The sequence below is a fragment of the Photobacterium panuliri genome, from assembly GCF_059920555.1.
The window spans coordinates 3,106,714-3,122,490 of record NZ_CP197192.1; the positions used below are offsets into that span (position 1 = coordinate 3,106,714).

Below are 15,777 nucleotides of genomic sequence, written 5' to 3' on the forward strand. Positions count from 1 at the left end.
ATTGGAAACAAGTCAGCCGATCCTACACCGATGCCTTCACCTTTTCCATGCTGGCCTGCACTGTGGCTCACTCTAACCGATTGGTACTAACCATCCTGTAGCATGCCGTTGAGCACAATATTGTTGTAGCTCACCATACCAATAAGCTGACCTTGCTCAATCACCGGGGCACGGCTGATCCCAAAACGCTCAAACAACCGGGCACAATAACGTACATCCATATCTGCCCGTACTGACAAGGCAGGCTTGGTCATGATCTCATAGATATTGGTCCGCTCAGGCGCACGATCCAGCGCCAAAACCTTTTTGGCAATATCGTTCATCAACACAATGCCATATTCATCATCTTCATGGCGCTTGTCGACGATCAACGCTTTGATCTGGCGCTGCTTGGCAATCCGCACCGCCTCGGCCACGGTCACTACGCCATCAACCACCGCATAGGTATCCATCATAACGTCCCGAACCCGAACAATTGCATTGCTCATAGCTTTGCCTCCACCACCTTGGTTAAACTGGCGACCTGATGGGCAACCCCGACCGCATCTTCAATATCAAGCTGAACCGCAATCCCCTGCCCGGAAGCCTCATCAAACTCCCCAACCCGCTCAATAGTTTCAAGGATAGTGCGGGCGAGATGCTCCTCGACGACGAATAAGATCACGTCCCGCTGGACATCCAGCCCCAGCCCGAAAAAGGTTTTTTTCTGGTTAAGCCCCTCGCCACGGGCATTGTTTATCACCGTCGCCCCCGTTGCCCCCGCTTCGCGGGCAGCATTGAGCACGGCATCGGTTTTGGCATCTTCGACAAAAGCCAATAACAACTTAAAGCGCATCGCTTTCTCTCCTTTTGGCCTGCCAAGCCGCCAGCTGGGCGTAGGCCATCACGGTGATCATGGGAAACAGGCTGGCAAATGCAATCAACCCAAAGCCATCAAGCATTGGGTTTCGCCCCGGCACAGTTGAAGCTAGCCCCAACCCCAACGCCGTCACGATGGGAACCGTCACTGTCGATGTCGTTACCCCACCGGAATCATAGGCCAACGGAACAATGCTCTTGGGAGCAAAGTTCGTCTGGATAACCACCACCACATAGCCCAACAAAATATAATTATGCAGCGGGTCCCCAACAACAATTCGGTAACTGCCAAGAGCTATCCCCATGGCAACGCCCAAGGCCACGGCAATTCGCAGGCCATTGACCCCTATCGAGCCCCCCGACACCCGATTTGCCTTGAGCGCAACAGCAATCAATGAGGGCTCTGCGATGGTGGTGCTAAAACCAATCGCCGCAGCGAACAGGTAAACCCAGTAATACTCATTCCACGGGATTGTCGCCGGTATTACCTCCCCGCTGTCATATAGAAATGTCAGGGACGTAAGCTGAGAAGCCATCGCCTCGCCAATAGGGAATAACGCCAACTCCAGCCCCATCAAAAACAGGGCCAGCCCAATAATGACATAGACAAACCCCAGCAATACCTTGGGCCAGTTGCCTATCGGCTTTCTCAACACGGCAAGCTGGAATACCAAGATAATCGAAGCGATCGGCGCTACATCGCGCACGGTCGCAATAAAAGTCAGCCCAAAATGTTCAAGCAACGCCACGCCATCGATCACCCAACCCCCTAATGCATCCAAATACCATAGGCCATCACGAAAATCATGGGGGTCAGGGAGGCAAAGGCAATCAGGCCAAAACCGTCCACCATCGGATTCCGCCCCTTGATAGAGGATGCCAATCCAACCCCTAAAGCCGCCACCAGCGGAACAGTAATCGTTGAGGTCGTTACCCCGCCGGAATCATAAGCCACACCAATAATCGACGGAGGGGCAAACCAGGTCATCGCCATCACCAGCAGGTAACCACAGATAATCATTTTGTGGATAGGCCAGCCTTTGAGGATCCGGATAACCCCTATCATGATTGCCAGCCCCACCGACACCGCAACCGTCAGGCGCAATCCCATGGCATATTCAGCCTTGACCTCAGGCAGAGCTGCAATCACCCCAGCCCCCGCGGCCACCTTGGCGGCCTCTGCCGCCACGGCCGTGAGCGCAGGCTCAGCAATGGTCGTACCGAAACCGAGGCAGAAAGAAAATGCCAATAACCAGGCTACGCTCCCTTTCGCGGCAAATGCCCGCGCCATCGCTTCCCCAAGCGGGAACAAACCAATCTCCAACCCAAGGACAAACAATGTGAGACCCACAACCACAAACAGCAGCCCGACTAAAATGGGAGCTAGCTGGGGCAGCGGCTGCTGCAACACCACCAGCTGAAAAAAAGCGATCACCGCCATGATTGGCAGCAAATCGCGTAGACTTGACAGCAACGCGCGCAACAATGAAATCAATGCCGACATCCACGACCTCCAGCCATATTCCCCATAAAAACTAGGCCTCGCCACTGGAAAACGGCAACTTTTGTTCGCCAAGGCGAGAATCCGACCACATTTTTGCTATCGGGAACGGAAATGCCCTCGCCCTTCAGCAGCAACTATTTGAACTTTTTCCTGATTTGGCCGATATAAGAAAGAGAAGAAAACGACGACGGGACTACCATATGAAGATACTGATCACGGGTGCAACCGGCTTTATCGGTGCCCATCTTGTCAAACAAATGGGCGAACACGACATCACCATACTTAGCCGGGATCCAGCGAGTGCCAGCCAACTGCTCGGCACAGCAGTTACAGCTATCGGCAGCCTCTCCCACTTCGACAATCTTGATGATTTCGATGCCGTGATCAATTTGGCAGGCGAGCCTATTATCAACAAACGTTGGAGCAAGGCTCAGAAAGGACGGATTTGCCGCAGCCGCTGGGACATCACCGCAACCTTGGTGGAAAAAATGGAAGCGGGCAGCCAGCCTCCGGCAACCTTCATCAGCGGCTCCGCAGTCGGCATCTATGGCAACCAGCATGATCTGGAAATTACCGAGGACTTCGATGTCTCCGGCTCTGTCGACCCCGATGATTTTGCCTATCAAGTTTGCCGTCGCTGGGAGCAACTGGCGGTATCGGCCTCATCACCCGCAACCCGGGTTTGCCTGATCCGAACCGGCATCGTACTCGGGCGCAATGGCGGGGCCCTGAAAAAAATGTTGCCACCCTATCAACTTGGAGCAGGCGGCCCTATCGGAAACGGTCGGCAATATTTCCCGTGGATTCACATTGACGACATGGTTGCTGCGATCCTCTTCCTGCTGAATACACCCGAGGCAAAAGGGCCATTCAACCTTACCGCCCCGGAGCCTGTGACCAACAGAACGTTCAGCCGCTCCCTTGCCGCTGCGCTGCATCGCCCACACATTCTGTTCACCCCGGCCTTCGTCCTCAAACTGGCCCTCGGCGAAGCCTCGTCGCTGCTTCTTGAAGGCCAGCGAGCCCTTCCCGAAAAACTCGAGTCCCTCGGATTCATGTTCCGCTTTCGCCAGATTGATGCCGCCCTCGCCGATCTTCTGGCCTAGCTCCTGACGCATACTCACACCATAACAATTCGGGCAGCCTTGTGCTGCCCGAGCTTCCCTACCCCTTCAACGGCTCGAGCAACGAGGCGATCATGGAGCGGACAATCACCACCACCAGCAACAGGGACAATACCGGAACGGCCAACCACAACCCGGGATGCCAGCGCAAAGGCAACTCGAAACCCCATGTAACCAACGCGGCCACCACCGCTTCGGCCACCAGCACAGCCATTCCTCCGGCGATCAGAGCCATCATGCCGTACTCCCCCCACACCGTGGCCGCAATTCGCTTTCGGCTGGCCCCCAATGTCCGGTAGAGCTTGATTTCCTGCCTGCGCTGGGCAAGGCTCAGACGAAGCAACGTCATCACCAACAGCAAGCCACTGGCTACCCCGACACCGGCCAACACCGACAGCGACAGCGAGATTTGCTGCATGATCCCCTGAATACGTGTCGCCATGATCCTCAGATCGAGCAAGCTCACCGTCGGGTAATCCCGCCCCAGTTGGTTAACCAATGCATCCTGCCCGGCATCAACCCGAAAGCTAACCAGCCATGTCGCTGGCAACGCCGCCATCACATCCGGCGTAAAGATAAAATAAAAATTCGGCCGCATATTGCGCCACTCAACCTTGCGGATACTGGTCACGGTTGCGCTAAACGGCTGACTGTTGACGCTAAACGACAGGCTATCGCCCAATCCGATCCCCAGCCGCTCAGCAATACCGGACTCAACCGAGACGCCTTGGCGTCCTCCCCATGTCCCCTCGAGCAGCTCATTATGGATTGGCATCGTATCCCGCCAGGTAAAATTGAGCTCTCGGCGCAGGGACTCATCTTGCTCCCCCGCCTGATCGTCACCCTCCGTGGCTAGCAGTCCCTTTTGGTTAATATGAGTTATCCGCCCGCGGATCACCGGATAACCATCCGACCGCTCAACCCCAGCCGAGTCCAACGCGGCTAGGTAGGCCCCTTGCTGGTCATCGGCGATATTAAGGGCAAACACATTCGGAGCATCTGCTGGCAGGGTCTGCTGCCAATCGGCGAGAAGATCCGTTCTTAACAGCCAAATCACAGCCAATAGCATCAGCGAACTGGTCAGTGCCGCAAGCTGTGCCCCTGTTGCCAGCGGACTCCGGCTTATCCGACTCACCGCCAGCTGCATTGCGGCCCCCCATTTAACTTGCCGGAGCATCGCAACCCACAGCAGGCCCATACCAGCCAGCATCACCAGCAAGCCGGAAATGCCAACCAACGTCAGCCATACCAAGCTATTGCCTCCGGCAAACCACAACGCCATCACGACGGGAAGTACCAACAACCCATAGCGGCGCCGATCAGAACGGGCTGGCAACTCCCGCTGCAACAGCGCCAATGCCGGCGCGTCAACCAACCGCCACAGGGGGATCCCCAGCCCCGGCAAGGCGACCAGTAACGCCACCAGCATACTGATCAGCAAAGGAGTCCAGCCAATGGCTGGCAATGGGGCGGGCAGCACATCCTTGAGCGGCAAGCGCAAAAGAAACTCCAACCCGTATCCCGCAGCCACCCCAACAACGACTGCGACGGTAAACAACATCACCAATTGGCGCGCCAGCCACTGCCAGAGCCATTTCCGCCCGGCACCGAGACTCTTCATCATCGCCACCGTATCGGTTCGGGTATTCACGTAATGGCTACAGGTCAGCACCAAGGTTGCCGAGGCCATCATAATCACCAGTACCAAGGTCAACGACAGGTACTGACGGGCCTTCTCGATAACATCACCGGTACGCCCCTGCGAAGTCTCACTCAGCCAACGTTGGCCTGGAGCCAGATCCGTCGCCGCCTGGAGTTGCTCGAGCTGAGAATCAGAACCGTTGAAATATGCCCGATATTGAACACGGCTTCCGGGCTGGATGGCACCAGTACGACCAAGATCATCGGCATGGATGATCACCCCCGGCATCTGGCTGAAAGGATTAAAAGACAGCTCCGGCTCCTGACGAATCACCCCACTGACGGCCAGCTCGGCATCGCCAATGGCAACCGTGTCACCGGGCTCGACAGACAGCAGCCCCAGCAAGCGCTCGGCAAGCCACAGCTCACCGGGGGCAACGCGAGAGCGCATCCCATCAGGGCCCTCCAGCTGCAACTCACCCCGAAGCGGAAACGCATCACCGACACTTTTCACGCTCACCAGTTGCATCGCCTCGTCGCTAAAAGCCATGGTGCCGAATCGAACCTGCTGCGACTCGGTCAGCCCCAATGCCGCCGCGCGTTCAAGCAATGCCGGCTCAATCGGGTTGGCGGAGCGGAAAACCAGATCGGCAGCGATCATTGACCGCCCCTGCTCGACCATAATCTTCTCGACCCTGACCACCAAAGCCGCAAGGGAGAAAACACAGGCGATAATGATCGTCAAGGCGGCGGCGACCGGCCAAAGCTGACCATGCCACAGTTCACGCCAACTCCAACGGTTGAGCAGGCCGCCTTTAACCTCACCCCGAACCTGCGATGTTTCGCTTAGATCTGTCATACGTCCACCACCATTCCCCCCTCGAGGGTAAATGTCCGATCACAACGGTTGGCCAGTTGGGGATCATGGGTCACCAAAACTAACGTTGTTCCATGGTCACGGTTCAGGGCAAACAGCAAATCGGCAATCGTTGCCGCTGTATGCTGGTCAAGGTTGCCTGTCGGCTCATCGGCGAACAGGATCTGCGGATGGGTCATAAAGGCCCTTGCCAGGGCAACCCGTTGCTGCTCCCCGCCCGATAGCTGGGAGGGAAGATGAGATTCACGCCCGCTCAGCCCCACCTTGCCAAGCAATTCCCGAGCACGGCATTCGTCTGCTGCCGTACCTTTGATGATGGCCGGCAGCATGACATTCTCCAATGCTGTCAAGGAGGGAATAAGCAAAAAACTCTGGAAGACGAAGCCGACGGCATCGCTGCGCAGGGCTGCCCTTGCCTCCTCATCCATCTCGGCAAGCGCCATACCAAGAAGATGGATTTCCCCTTCGCTCGGGACATCCAGACCGGCGAGCAGGGTCATCAGGGTTGATTTCCCGGCCCCCGATACGCCGACCAGTGCCACCGCCTCGCCCGACTCGACCTCAAGCGAAACATCCTGCAAAATGGTCAATGGCGAGGTTGCCGTTGCCACCTGTTTGGACACAGAAACAGCCCTAATCACGGATGTAGACATGATACGATTCCTTTCAGTTGTTCTTTTACTCGTACTTTCGCCCCTGAGTACAGCCGCTACATTGCTGATTCTGGGTGACAGCCTCAGTGCCGGCTACAGAATGCCGATAGAGCAAAGCTGGCCCAGCCTGCTCGACGAGGAGCTTGGAAAACACGGCCATCAGGTCACGGTGGTCAATGCCAGTATCTCCGGCGACACCACCGGCAACGGTATGGCCCGACTGCCTGCCCTGCTCACCAGCCACCAGCCCAATTTCGTGCTGATCGAGCTGGGAGCCAATGACGGCCTGCGCGGATTCCCTCCATCAACTATACGCAAAAACCTCAATAATATGATCACCCAGATCGAGGATGCCGGGGCATATCCGCTCCTGATGCAAATAGTTGTACCGCCTAACTACGGCAAGCGCTACAGCGACCAGTTCACAAAAGTGTTTCAAGATATCAGCAAGCAGCAAGCTATTCCGCTACTGCCTTTTTTCCTTGAGCATATCATCCTCAAGCCAAACTGGATGATGGAGGACGGCTTGCACCCCACCGCCAGCGCCCAGCCCTGGATCGCCGAGTTCATGGCCGACGCCATTGCACCTCACCTAGACAACTAATCATTACCAACAGGAACGCACCTATGCTTTCAATTCTTATCACAGGCTGTAGCAGTGGCATTGGCTACCATTGTGCGCGAGCACTCCATGACGCCGGGCACCTGGTTGTCGCGAGCTGCCGCAACGGCGATGACGTCACCCGCCTGCAACAAGAAGGTCTCCATTGCGTCCAGCTTGATATGAACAGCGAGTCCTCTATTGAATCAGGCCTGGCAGAAGCCCTTGCACTCACCAACGGCAAACTGGATCTCCTGTTTAACAATGCCGCCTACGGCCAGCCCGGCGCGCTAGAGGATCTGCCCACCGAGGCCCTGCGCCGGCAATTCGAGACCAACCTGTTTGGCTGGCACCACCTGACCAGAGCGGTGGTTCCGCTGATGCTCAAGCAAGGGAGCGGCAAGATTGTCCAAAATAGCTCGGTGCTGGGCCTTGTCGCGATGAAATACCGCGGCGCCTACAACGCCAGCAAGTTTGCCCTTGAAGGCTACACGGATACCTTGCGATTAGAATTGTCAGATACCCCGATCCATGTCAGCCTGATCGAACCGGGCCCCATCGAAAGTCAATTCCGAGCCAATGCCAAGGCACAATTCGAAGCCAATATTGATATGCCCGCATCCCGCCATGCACGCGGCTACCAACGCACCCTCGACAGACTTGGCAAACCAGGGCCGAGCAACCGCTTTACCCTCGGTCCAGAAGCTGTACTCAAGCCTCTTCAGGCAATCATCAGCAGCCCGGCACCAGCCCCGCGTTATTATGTCACCCAACCAACCTACATCATGGGGGTCCTACGGCGTATTTTACCCACTCAATGGCTGGATAAAATCGTGTCAAAAAGCGACTGACTTGACTGTAATTTCAACACAAATGGTTGTCTTGGGTGATCTGGAAATACATTAAGTTATTATTTACCAAGATAAATTCACGCTATGGCCGATCATTTATTGGCCATATCAGTAACTATAACTATCAAAAAAAACCATCTCATCCAATGTCATGCCAGTTTCATCAAAAATGACAAGAAACGTCATATTAGTGTCACAAAGAAGCATTATTCTGATTGTGTAAGCTGATGGAAAATCCAAAACCTCACCAGCAGCCTACATTGCATCGGCCCTATTAAAAAAAACAAAGGTGTGGTTATGACATTGCGCCAAATTAATATCCTCTGTGTCTGCGTGACACTGGCACTGCTGCTGACATTTCAATAAAAAAGGAGAGCGAGGCTCTCCTTTTTTCATCATACGCGATGTTCATTCGCGGCTCAGGGCCGAGTATCTACAGGCATCTATCAATTGGTTACTTTTTAACAGGTCGATTAAATATCGTAAGGGTTTTGATGGTAAAATATAGAATTTAAATGTGATAAAACACCATCTCAGCATATATGGCGGTGATACCGTTTATAAATACCACTTATGTCACGCTGACACCCTGCCCCCTGCATTAACAGGCATCAAACCCAAAATCCCTTTCACCGCACAGTTCCGCCAACCTCCTATGCCTAAGACTTGAATTTACGCTAATAGCCCTCACTATATCTTTATGACCACATGATTTGCGGGGCACTGTCCCCCAGCCCAGGGAGTAAAAACTGGCTATGTACGAGCACATCGCAATAGAACTGAACGAGCAAAACCTACAGCAGGTAATAGAGCAATCCATGCAAACACCCGTTGTAATCAGTTTCTGGGCCCCATCGATGCCGGAAACGGCTGAGATCAATCAGATGTTGGAGCAAATCACCCGCCAGTATCAGGGACAGCTCATCCTTGCCACCTTGAATTGTGAAGCCCAGCCGATGGTTGCGGGCCAGTTTGGCGTTCGCAGCCTGCCTACCGTTGCTCTGTTCAAAAACGGCCAGCCGGTTGACGGGGTTGGAGGGCCACAAAACGAGCACAGTCTGCGAGAAATGATTGGCCGACACATGCCAAGCCAAGAAGAGCTGGCTCTAAAAGACGCCCTAACCAAAGTCGACAACCAGCAGTACAATGAAGCACTGCCATTACTGCGCGATCTGGCGGCAAAGTTCAGCCAAAACGGCGTGATCAACCTTGCCATTGCCGAGTGCCTGATCGAGACCGCACAGTTCGACGAAGCCGAAACCCTGCTGGCTACCATTCCAATGCAGGATCAGGATGCCAAATTCAAAGGGCTAATGGCCAAGCTGGAGCTGCACAAGCAGGCCAGCGACTCGCCTGAAATCCGCTTGCTGGAAGAAAGACTGGCCGCTGATCCGGCTGACCGTGACATCGCCTTCGAGCTGGCGGTTCAATATAGCCAAGTTGAACGTGCTGAAGAGGCGCTGGAACTGTTGATTGGCCTATTGCGCAAAGATTTCAACTTCGCTGACGGCGCAGCAAAGAAAACCATGATGGACATCCTTTCCGCCCTCGGGCAAGGCAATGCCATCGCCAGCAAATACCGCCGCCAGCTATATGCCCTGATGTACTAACCGCGCGACGCTAGCGTGTACATTCCAAAAAACAACGGCGGCCTAATGGCCGCCGTTGTTTTTTCGTCATATCCACAATACTCATTTATGGGATTCGCAGCAGAGCCCTTCAATAATCGGGCACTCTGCACCGTCATCACCAGGACACAGGTTCACCAATGTCGCCAACGTCTGCTTCATCTCCACCAACTCGTTAATCTTGGCGTCTATCTCATACAGCTTCTGCTCGGCCTTGGCTTTGACATCGGCACTCCGACGTTGAGGATCGCGCGAAAAAGCCAATAACTCACGGCTTTCATCCAAGGTAAAGCCCACCAGCCGCGAGCGGCGAACCAACAGCAGTTCGTTGACATGGCGATCACCGTACAGGCGATAGCCGTTTGCCGCCCGCTGCGGCGGGGAGATAATTCCCTTGTCTTCGTAAAAACGGATCGTCTTGGCCGTCAGCCCAGTAAGCTGAGCCACTTCACTGATATTCATCATATCCTCCCGGACTATGCCTTATTATAAAATAGCTTGACCTTCCAGTTGATGGAAGCTCTATTATCTGCATACCATCTAAAATGAGCACGAAAAGGCACGCCAATGGCAGAGCTAACTCTTTCCCTCAACAAAGTACGGTGCATGAACTGCGCCGGAAAAATTCAAGCGGCGCTCTCGGCCTTGCCCGAGGTTCAATCAGCCGATGTTGATACGCACCGTGCTGTTATCCAAGGCGATATTTCCGCTGAACACGCCATTGCCACAATCAGCGCATTGGGATATGGCGCAAGTTTCAATTACCACCTGCAACTCTCCGGCCTGAATTGCGGGAAATGCATCGGCAAAGTCAGAGATGCTCTGGAAAAACATGACGGCATGGCGCTCGATATCACCACCACAGAGCTGACCGGACAAGGATCCCTTGCTCCGCAAGCCGTTATTGAAATCATCCGCTCTCTTGGCTATCAGGCCAGCGCTGTCACCCAACAGCCTGCAACCCGCTACCAGCTGAAACTCAGTGGGCTGAACTGCGGCAAATGTGTCGCCAAGGTCGAAGCCGCCCTTGCTGATTGCGACAGTGTCGAAGAATTTACCGTCAGTAAAACCGCAGCCACTGTCGCGACAACATCCAGCAGCGAGCAGCTTGTCGCACTCATCAAAACTGCAGGGTTCGAGGCCAGTTTGGATAGCGAGCAGGAGAATATCACCGCACCACAAACGGCTGAGTCCCTAGAGCCACAGCAACAAGATACGGTGAACGAAGCTACCACTGAGGCAACAGCTCCAATCACCGCCAATGCCCGCCAGTTCATGCTCAGCGGCATGACTTGTGCCAGCTGCGTCGCCTCGGTCGAAAAAGCCATCCGCTCTGTTCCGGGCGTTAGTCATGCATCGGTCAACCTCGCAGAGCGCACCGCTATGGTTGACGGTACGGCCACCCCCGACATGATTGCCAAAGCCGTTGCGGATAGTGGCTATGGTGCCGAGTTGGTTGAGGATGAGCAGTCTCGTCGCGCCCGCCAGCAAGCCCAGAACGAGCAGACCTACCGTACCCATATGCGCAATGCCTATCTGGCTCTAGGTGCAGGGATCCCGATGATGGCGTGGGGTGTGTTCGGTGGCAACATGATGATCAACTCAACTGCCAGCCAATGGGGTTGGGGGCTGGTCGGCCTCATCACCCTCGGCTTACTCGCAACCGTCGGGCGTCATTTCTACGTCAATGCATGGAAAGCCTTCAAGCACCACCGGGCCAGTATGGATACGCTTGTTGCGCTGGGAACTGGTGCAGCCTGGCTCTACTCAATGTTTGTCGTGCTGGCTCCTGAGCTGCTGCCTGATATGGCCCGCCATGTATACTTTGAGGCTTCGGCGATGATCCTTGGCCTGATCACCCTTGGGCACGCCCTTGAGGCTAGAGCCCGGAGCCGCACCTCCAAAGCTCTTGAGCAACTCATGGATCTCCAGCCTCCCACAGCAATTGTTGTCGACAATGGCCGCGAACGCGAAGTGCCGCTGGCAGAAGTAAAGGCGGGCATGTTGCTGCGGCTTCGACCTGGAGCCAAAGTCCCGGTCGACGGCACCATCACTCAAGGCGACAGCTATATCGATGAATCCATGCTGACCGGCGAACCCCTAGCTGCCCACAAGAAAGCGGGCGATACACTCCATGCGGGCACCATCAACCAAAACGGCAGCCTGCTGTTCACGGCCGAAAAAATCGGTCAGGACACCATGCTGGCCAGGATCATCGAGCTGGTTCGTCAAGCTCAGGGGAGCAAACCGGCCTTGGCTAGACTTGCGGATCGGATTTCGGCTGTTTTCGTTCCGGCCGTCATGATTATCGCAATCACAACGGCAATGATCTGGTACTACGTCGGCCCACAACCATCATCGATTTATATGCTGATCACTGCAACAACCGTACTGATCATCGCCTGCCCTTGTGCCCTTGGCTTGGCCACGCCAATGTCGGTCACCGTCGGTGTAGGCCGGGCAGCGGAATTCGGTGTCCTGATCCGTAACGCCGAGGCGATGCAAATCGCAGCCGATATCGATACCGTCGTGCTCGACAAAACAGGCACCCTGACCGAAGGCAAACCGCAGGTCATTGCCATCCACCCCCAACAAGGATTCAACGAAACGCAACTGCTGAGCTGGGCTGCCAGCCTAGAGCAAGGCTCCGAACACCCTCTGGCCAAAGCAGTAATCAGCGCAGCCACGGCTAAAGGGCTCGGGCTGATATCACCCGTCGGTTTCAGCGCCAAGCCAGGCTATGGGATCGAAGGGAAAATCGGCGGACACCAAGTTGCGTTGGGCAACCTGAAATACATGCAGGCCCTTCAAATCGCTGCCGTACACACAGAGAGCACAGCAGAGAAGATCAGCGAACAAGGGGCAACCGCGATCTTCATCGCCGTTGACAACCAACTGGGTGGGATCATTGGGATCAGCGATCCGCTAAGGCATGACTCGCTCGCAGCCGTATCGCGCCTCAAATCAATGGGGCTCAATATTGTCATGCTGACGGGGGATACAGAAACCACCGCCAGGGCTATCGCCAAGCAGGCAGGCATCGACCACGTGATTGCCGGGGTACTGCCCGATGGCAAAGCCGATGAAGTGATTGCCTTGCAACAACAAGGCAAGAAAGTCGCCATGGTTGGTGATGGTATTAACGATGCCCCTGCACTGGCCAAAGCCGAGGTCGGCATCGCAATGGGAAGCGGCAGCGATATTGCAATAGAAAGTGCGCAGTTCACCTTGGTCCGCCACTCGCTTCATGGTGTGGCCGATGCGATTGAGCTATCACGCGCAACCCTGCGCAACATGAAACAAAATCTATTCGGGGCCTTTGTTTACAACACTCTTGGTATCCCTGTCGCCGCGGGAATATTGTTCCCGTTCACCGGGGCACTATTGAGCCCGGTCGTTGCTGGTGCAGCAATGGCCCTATCGTCCATTACCGTGGTCAGCAATGCCAACAGACTCAGACTGTTTACCCCTAAGGGGGCACAGTTACCGACCTCAGATCGTAAGGGGAATTAAGATGGTTGCTTTAATTGGGATCATTTCCATTGCATTTATTATCTGGTGGTTCTGGCTCCACCCGAATAATAAATAACCCTTCATCTCAGCCCGGCTGTATGCCGGGCTCTTCCCCCACCGCAAGCCCCGTCAAAATGCTCGCCGAGGAACAAAATATAAGGTAGGTTGAGAGAATAAATATTTATACCGAGGCGCTATGTTTTTCTATCGATTTTCAAAAAAGCTCTTACGTAAGCTCTTACTGTTAATCCCTTTTTTGGGAACAACAGCCTATGCGGAGCCTGCTGTCTGGCTAGCCAAGTCACCGGATCGCCAATTCATCCTACTCGGCTCTATTCATGCCGGTAATGAGCAGCTCTTCCCTCTACCAAAGGCTTTTCTGCAGCAATGGCCAAATGCCGACGGGCTGGTGGTCGAGGCCAATATTCTTGCCCCAACCCGACCCCACCTCGATCCGACGATTCCGAGTGCTGGCACGATACTAACGGATGTGGAAAAGGCCACCCTTGCTGATATCGCCAACAAAGCTGGACTTTCTTATCCGGCACTTCTCCAAAGCCCACCTTGGCTAGCAGCCATCAGCCTCCAAATGAGCATGGCTCAACAAGCGGGACTCTCCCCTCAACAAGGTATTGATATCAAACTGCTAAAACGGGCATCGCATGACAATATGCCGATTCTTGAGCTGGAAAGTGTCCAGCAGCAGGTAGATCTGATGGAGGCAATGCCAGATCATGGCAAAGATTTGCTTCTTAGCACCCTTACTGAATGGCACTCCGTGAAATCTCAGCTCAACTGCCTAACACGCGCATGGCGCGCTGGCGATCAAGCACAACTCTCTGCATTGTTTGAGCAAAGCCAGTACTCAGATCAAACCAGCGATGCCTTGATTTTCGACCGTAACCATAACTGGGCAGAGTCGCTCAGCAGCAGCCCTGCCTATCACCAAGGCAAATACATGGTCGTCGTCGGCGCCATGCACCTCATCGGCCAGCAGGGACTCCCGACACTACTCAAGCAGAAGGGATTTATCGTCACTCAAATCACCCAGGGAAGCGACGCTAATTGCCCCACCGATTAATATCCTAGCTAAAGATAGTTATTGATAAGGGAGACCCAATAGATAACACCAATTTCAGGACAACAAATGGGGCTTCTACGAATAGTGGTCGGTGAAGAGGCCAGTTCAAGGTGTTGGGGAACCCCCGACCCTCTGATCCACCATTTACGAAGAGCCAGAGATGCGCGACCAAACTGCGCTAGTCTCAGCCAATATAGAAATACAGATATGAAAAAAGCCTCAGTCTTTCGTCGAGTATCTCATCGAAGGGGCTTCTAATCGTGGTCGGTGAAGAGGCCAGTTCAAGGTATTGGGGAACCCCCGACCCTCTGATCCACCATTTACGAAGAGCCAGAGATGCGCGACCAAACTGCGCTAGTCTCAGCCAATATAGAAATACAGAGATGAAAAAAGCCTCAGTCTTTCGTCGAGTATCTCATCGAAGGGGCTTCTAATAGTGGGCGGTGAAGAGGCCAGTTCAAGGTCTTGGGGAACCCCGACCCTCTGGTCCACCATTTACGAAGAGCCAGAGATGCGCGACCAAACTGCGCTAGTCTCAGCCAATATAGAAATACAGATATGAAAAAAGCCTCAGTCTTTCGTCGAGTATCTCATCGAAGGTGCTTCTAATAGTAGTCGGAGAAGAGGCCAGTTCAAGGTCTTGGGAACCCCCGACCCTCTGGTCAACCATTTACGAAGAGCCAGAGATGCGCGACCAAACTGCGCTAGTCCCCAGCCAATATAGAAATACAGATATGAAAAAAGCCTCAGTCTTTCGTCGAGTATCTCATCGAAGGGGCTTCTAATAGTGGACGGTGAAGAGGCCAGTTCAAGGTATTGGGGAACCCCCGACCCTCTGGTCCACCATTTCCGAAGAGCCAAAGATGCTCGACCAAATTGCGCTAGTCTCAGCCAATATAGAAATACAGATATGAAAAAAGCCTCAGTCTTTCGTCGAGTATCTCATCGAAGGTGCTTCTAATAGTAGTCGGAGAAGAGGCCAGTTCAAGGTCTTGGGAACCCCCGACCCTCTGGTCAACCATTTACGAAGAGCCAGAGATGCGCGACCAAACTGCGCTAGTCCCCAGCCAATATAGAAATACAGATATGAAAAAAGCCTCAGTCTTTCGTCGAGTATCTCATCGAAGGGGCTTCTAATAGTGGACGGTGAAGAGGCCAGTTCAAGGTATTGGGGAACCCCCGACCCTCTGGTCCACCATTTCCGAAGAGCCAAAGATGCTCGACCAAATTGCGCTAGTCTCAGCCAATATAGAAATACAGATATGAAAAAAGCCTCAGTCTTTCGACTGAGGCTTCTAATAGTGGTCGGTGAAGAGGCCAGTTCAAGGTATTGGGGAACCCCCGACCCTCTGGTCCACCATTTCTGAAGAGCCAGAGATGCGCGACCAAACTGCGCTAGTCCCCAGCCAATATAAAAATACAGATATGAAAAAAGCCTCAGTCTTT

13 protein-coding genes are annotated in these 15,777 nt (G+C 54.2%); 6 read left to right on the forward strand and 7 right to left on the reverse strand.

Going from position 1 to position 15,777, the window contains the following annotated elements:
• Positions 1-86: 86 nt before the first annotated feature.
• The 4 genes from ACSF8X_RS14070 to ACSF8X_RS14085 are packed head-to-tail and all read right to left on the reverse strand — an operon-like array spanning position 87 to position 2,362.
• On the reverse strand, positions 87-488 hold the full coding sequence (locus ACSF8X_RS14070; protein ID WP_047877459.1) for a CBS domain-containing protein: 402 nt from the start codon (positions 486-488) through the stop codon (positions 87-89).
• A complete protein-coding gene (locus tag ACSF8X_RS14075) occupies positions 485-835 on the reverse strand; it encodes a P-II family nitrogen regulator (protein WP_047877460.1) in 351 nt (116 codons plus the stop codon). The genes ACSF8X_RS14070 and ACSF8X_RS14075 overlap by 4 nt, the downstream gene beginning before the upstream one ends.
• Positions 825-1,619: a DUF1538 domain-containing protein gene (locus ACSF8X_RS14080; RefSeq protein ID WP_084722140.1), complete on the reverse strand. Its 795-nt coding sequence runs from the start codon at positions 1,617-1,619 to the stop codon at positions 825-827. Before ACSF8X_RS14080 ends, ACSF8X_RS14075 begins: the two co-directional genes overlap by 11 nt.
• Positions 1,620-1,627: 8 nt before the next feature.
• Complete coding sequence (locus ACSF8X_RS14085) at positions 1,628-2,362, reverse strand: DUF1538 domain-containing protein (protein WP_047877461.1); 735 nt, start codon at positions 2,360-2,362, stop codon at positions 1,628-1,630.
• Positions 2,363-2,562: 200 nt separating this feature from the next.
• Between ACSF8X_RS14085 and ACSF8X_RS14090 the strand changes: the two genes are divergently transcribed.
• Entirely contained in the window at positions 2,563-3,468 is a 906-nt protein-coding gene (locus ACSF8X_RS14090; RefSeq protein WP_500850270.1) for a TIGR01777 family oxidoreductase, read from the forward strand.
• A gap of 58 nt (positions 3,469-3,526) precedes the next feature.
• Here ACSF8X_RS14090 and ACSF8X_RS14095 read toward each other — a convergent pair whose 3' ends face one another.
• Together ACSF8X_RS14095 and ACSF8X_RS14100 are read right to left on the reverse strand one after the other, a co-directional pair.
• Positions 3,527-5,986, reverse strand: coding sequence for an ABC transporter permease (locus ACSF8X_RS14095; protein WP_500850271.1), 2,460 nt, complete (start codon positions 5,984-5,986; stop codon positions 3,527-3,529).
• Positions 5,983-6,657, reverse strand: coding sequence for an ABC transporter ATP-binding protein (locus ACSF8X_RS14100; RefSeq protein WP_047877464.1), 675 nt, complete (start codon positions 6,655-6,657; stop codon positions 5,983-5,985). The genes ACSF8X_RS14095 and ACSF8X_RS14100 overlap by 4 nt, the downstream gene beginning before the upstream one ends.
• Here ACSF8X_RS14100 and tesA point away from each other — a divergent pair.
• From tesA to ACSF8X_RS14115, 3 genes are all read left to right on the forward strand, one after another.
• Positions 6,656-7,261 carry a multifunctional acyl-CoA thioesterase I/protease I/lysophospholipase L1 gene (gene tesA, locus ACSF8X_RS14105; protein WP_047877465.1) on the forward strand — a complete coding sequence of 202 codons (606 nt, stop codon included), beginning with the start codon at positions 6,656-6,658 and terminating at the stop codon, positions 7,259-7,261. The two genes, ACSF8X_RS14100 and tesA, sit on opposite strands and share 2 nt — an antisense overlap.
• Before the next feature lie 23 nt (positions 7,262-7,284).
• A complete protein-coding gene (locus tag ACSF8X_RS14110; protein ID WP_047877466.1) occupies positions 7,285-8,109 on the forward strand; it encodes an SDR family oxidoreductase in 825 nt (274 codons plus the stop codon).
• A gap of 755 nt (positions 8,110-8,864) precedes the next feature.
• The gene (locus ACSF8X_RS14115; RefSeq protein WP_500850272.1) at positions 8,865-9,719 is read left to right on the forward strand and encodes a co-chaperone YbbN; all 855 of its coding nucleotides are present in this window, start codon (positions 8,865-8,867) and stop codon (positions 9,717-9,719) included.
• Between the two features lie 81 nt (positions 9,720-9,800).
• Here ACSF8X_RS14115 and cueR read toward each other — a convergent pair whose 3' ends face one another.
• Entirely contained in the window at positions 9,801-10,199 is a 399-nt protein-coding gene (gene cueR, locus ACSF8X_RS14120; RefSeq protein ID WP_500851193.1) for a Cu(I)-responsive transcriptional regulator, read from the reverse strand.
• Positions 10,200-10,304: 105 nt separating this feature from the next.
• Here cueR and ACSF8X_RS14125 point away from each other — a divergent pair, with 105 nt between their 5' ends.
• Complete coding sequence (locus tag ACSF8X_RS14125; RefSeq protein WP_500850273.1) at positions 10,305-13,250, forward strand: cation transporter; 2,946 nt, start codon at positions 10,305-10,307, stop codon at positions 13,248-13,250.
• A gap of 256 nt (positions 13,251-13,506) precedes the next feature.
• Positions 13,507-14,331: a TraB/GumN family protein gene (locus ACSF8X_RS14130; RefSeq protein ID WP_500850274.1), complete on the forward strand. Its 825-nt coding sequence runs from the start codon at positions 13,507-13,509 to the stop codon at positions 14,329-14,331.
• The last annotated feature ends 1,446 nt before the right edge of the window (positions 14,332-15,777 follow it).

What these genes read in the sequence shown, in the direction of transcription:
- ACSF8X_RS14075 (WP_047877460.1), bottom strand. Translation starts at nt 835, where the DNA reads ATGCGCTTTAAGTTGTTATTGGCTTTTGTCGAAGATGCCAAAACCGAT.
- cueR (WP_500851193.1), bottom strand. Translation starts at nt 10,199, where the DNA reads ATGAATATCAGTGAAGTGGCTCAGCTTACTGGGCTGACGGCCAAGACG.
- ACSF8X_RS14095 (WP_500850271.1), bottom strand. Translation starts at nt 5,986, where the DNA reads ATGACAGATCTAAGCGAAACATCGCAGGTTCGGGGTGAGGTTAAAGGC.
- ACSF8X_RS14085 (WP_047877461.1), bottom strand. Translation starts at nt 2,362, where the DNA reads ATGTCGGCATTGATTTCATTGTTGCGCGCGTTGCTGTCAAGTCTACGC.
- ACSF8X_RS14090 (WP_500850270.1), top strand. Translation starts at nt 2,563, where the DNA reads ATGAAGATACTGATCACGGGTGCAACCGGCTTTATCGGTGCCCATCTT.
- ACSF8X_RS14100 (WP_047877464.1), bottom strand. Translation starts at nt 6,657, where the DNA reads ATGTCTACATCCGTGATTAGGGCTGTTTCTGTGTCCAAACAGGTGGCA.
- ACSF8X_RS14070 (WP_047877459.1), bottom strand. Translation starts at nt 488, where the DNA reads ATGAGCAATGCAATTGTTCGGGTTCGGGACGTTATGATGGATACCTAT.
- ACSF8X_RS14110 (WP_047877466.1), top strand. Translation starts at nt 7,285, where the DNA reads ATGCTTTCAATTCTTATCACAGGCTGTAGCAGTGGCATTGGCTACCAT.
- ACSF8X_RS14115 (WP_500850272.1), top strand. Translation starts at nt 8,865, where the DNA reads ATGTACGAGCACATCGCAATAGAACTGAACGAGCAAAACCTACAGCAG.
- ACSF8X_RS14125 (WP_500850273.1), top strand. Translation starts at nt 10,305, where the DNA reads ATGGCAGAGCTAACTCTTTCCCTCAACAAAGTACGGTGCATGAACTGC.
- tesA (WP_047877465.1), top strand. Translation starts at nt 6,656, where the DNA reads ATGATACGATTCCTTTCAGTTGTTCTTTTACTCGTACTTTCGCCCCTG.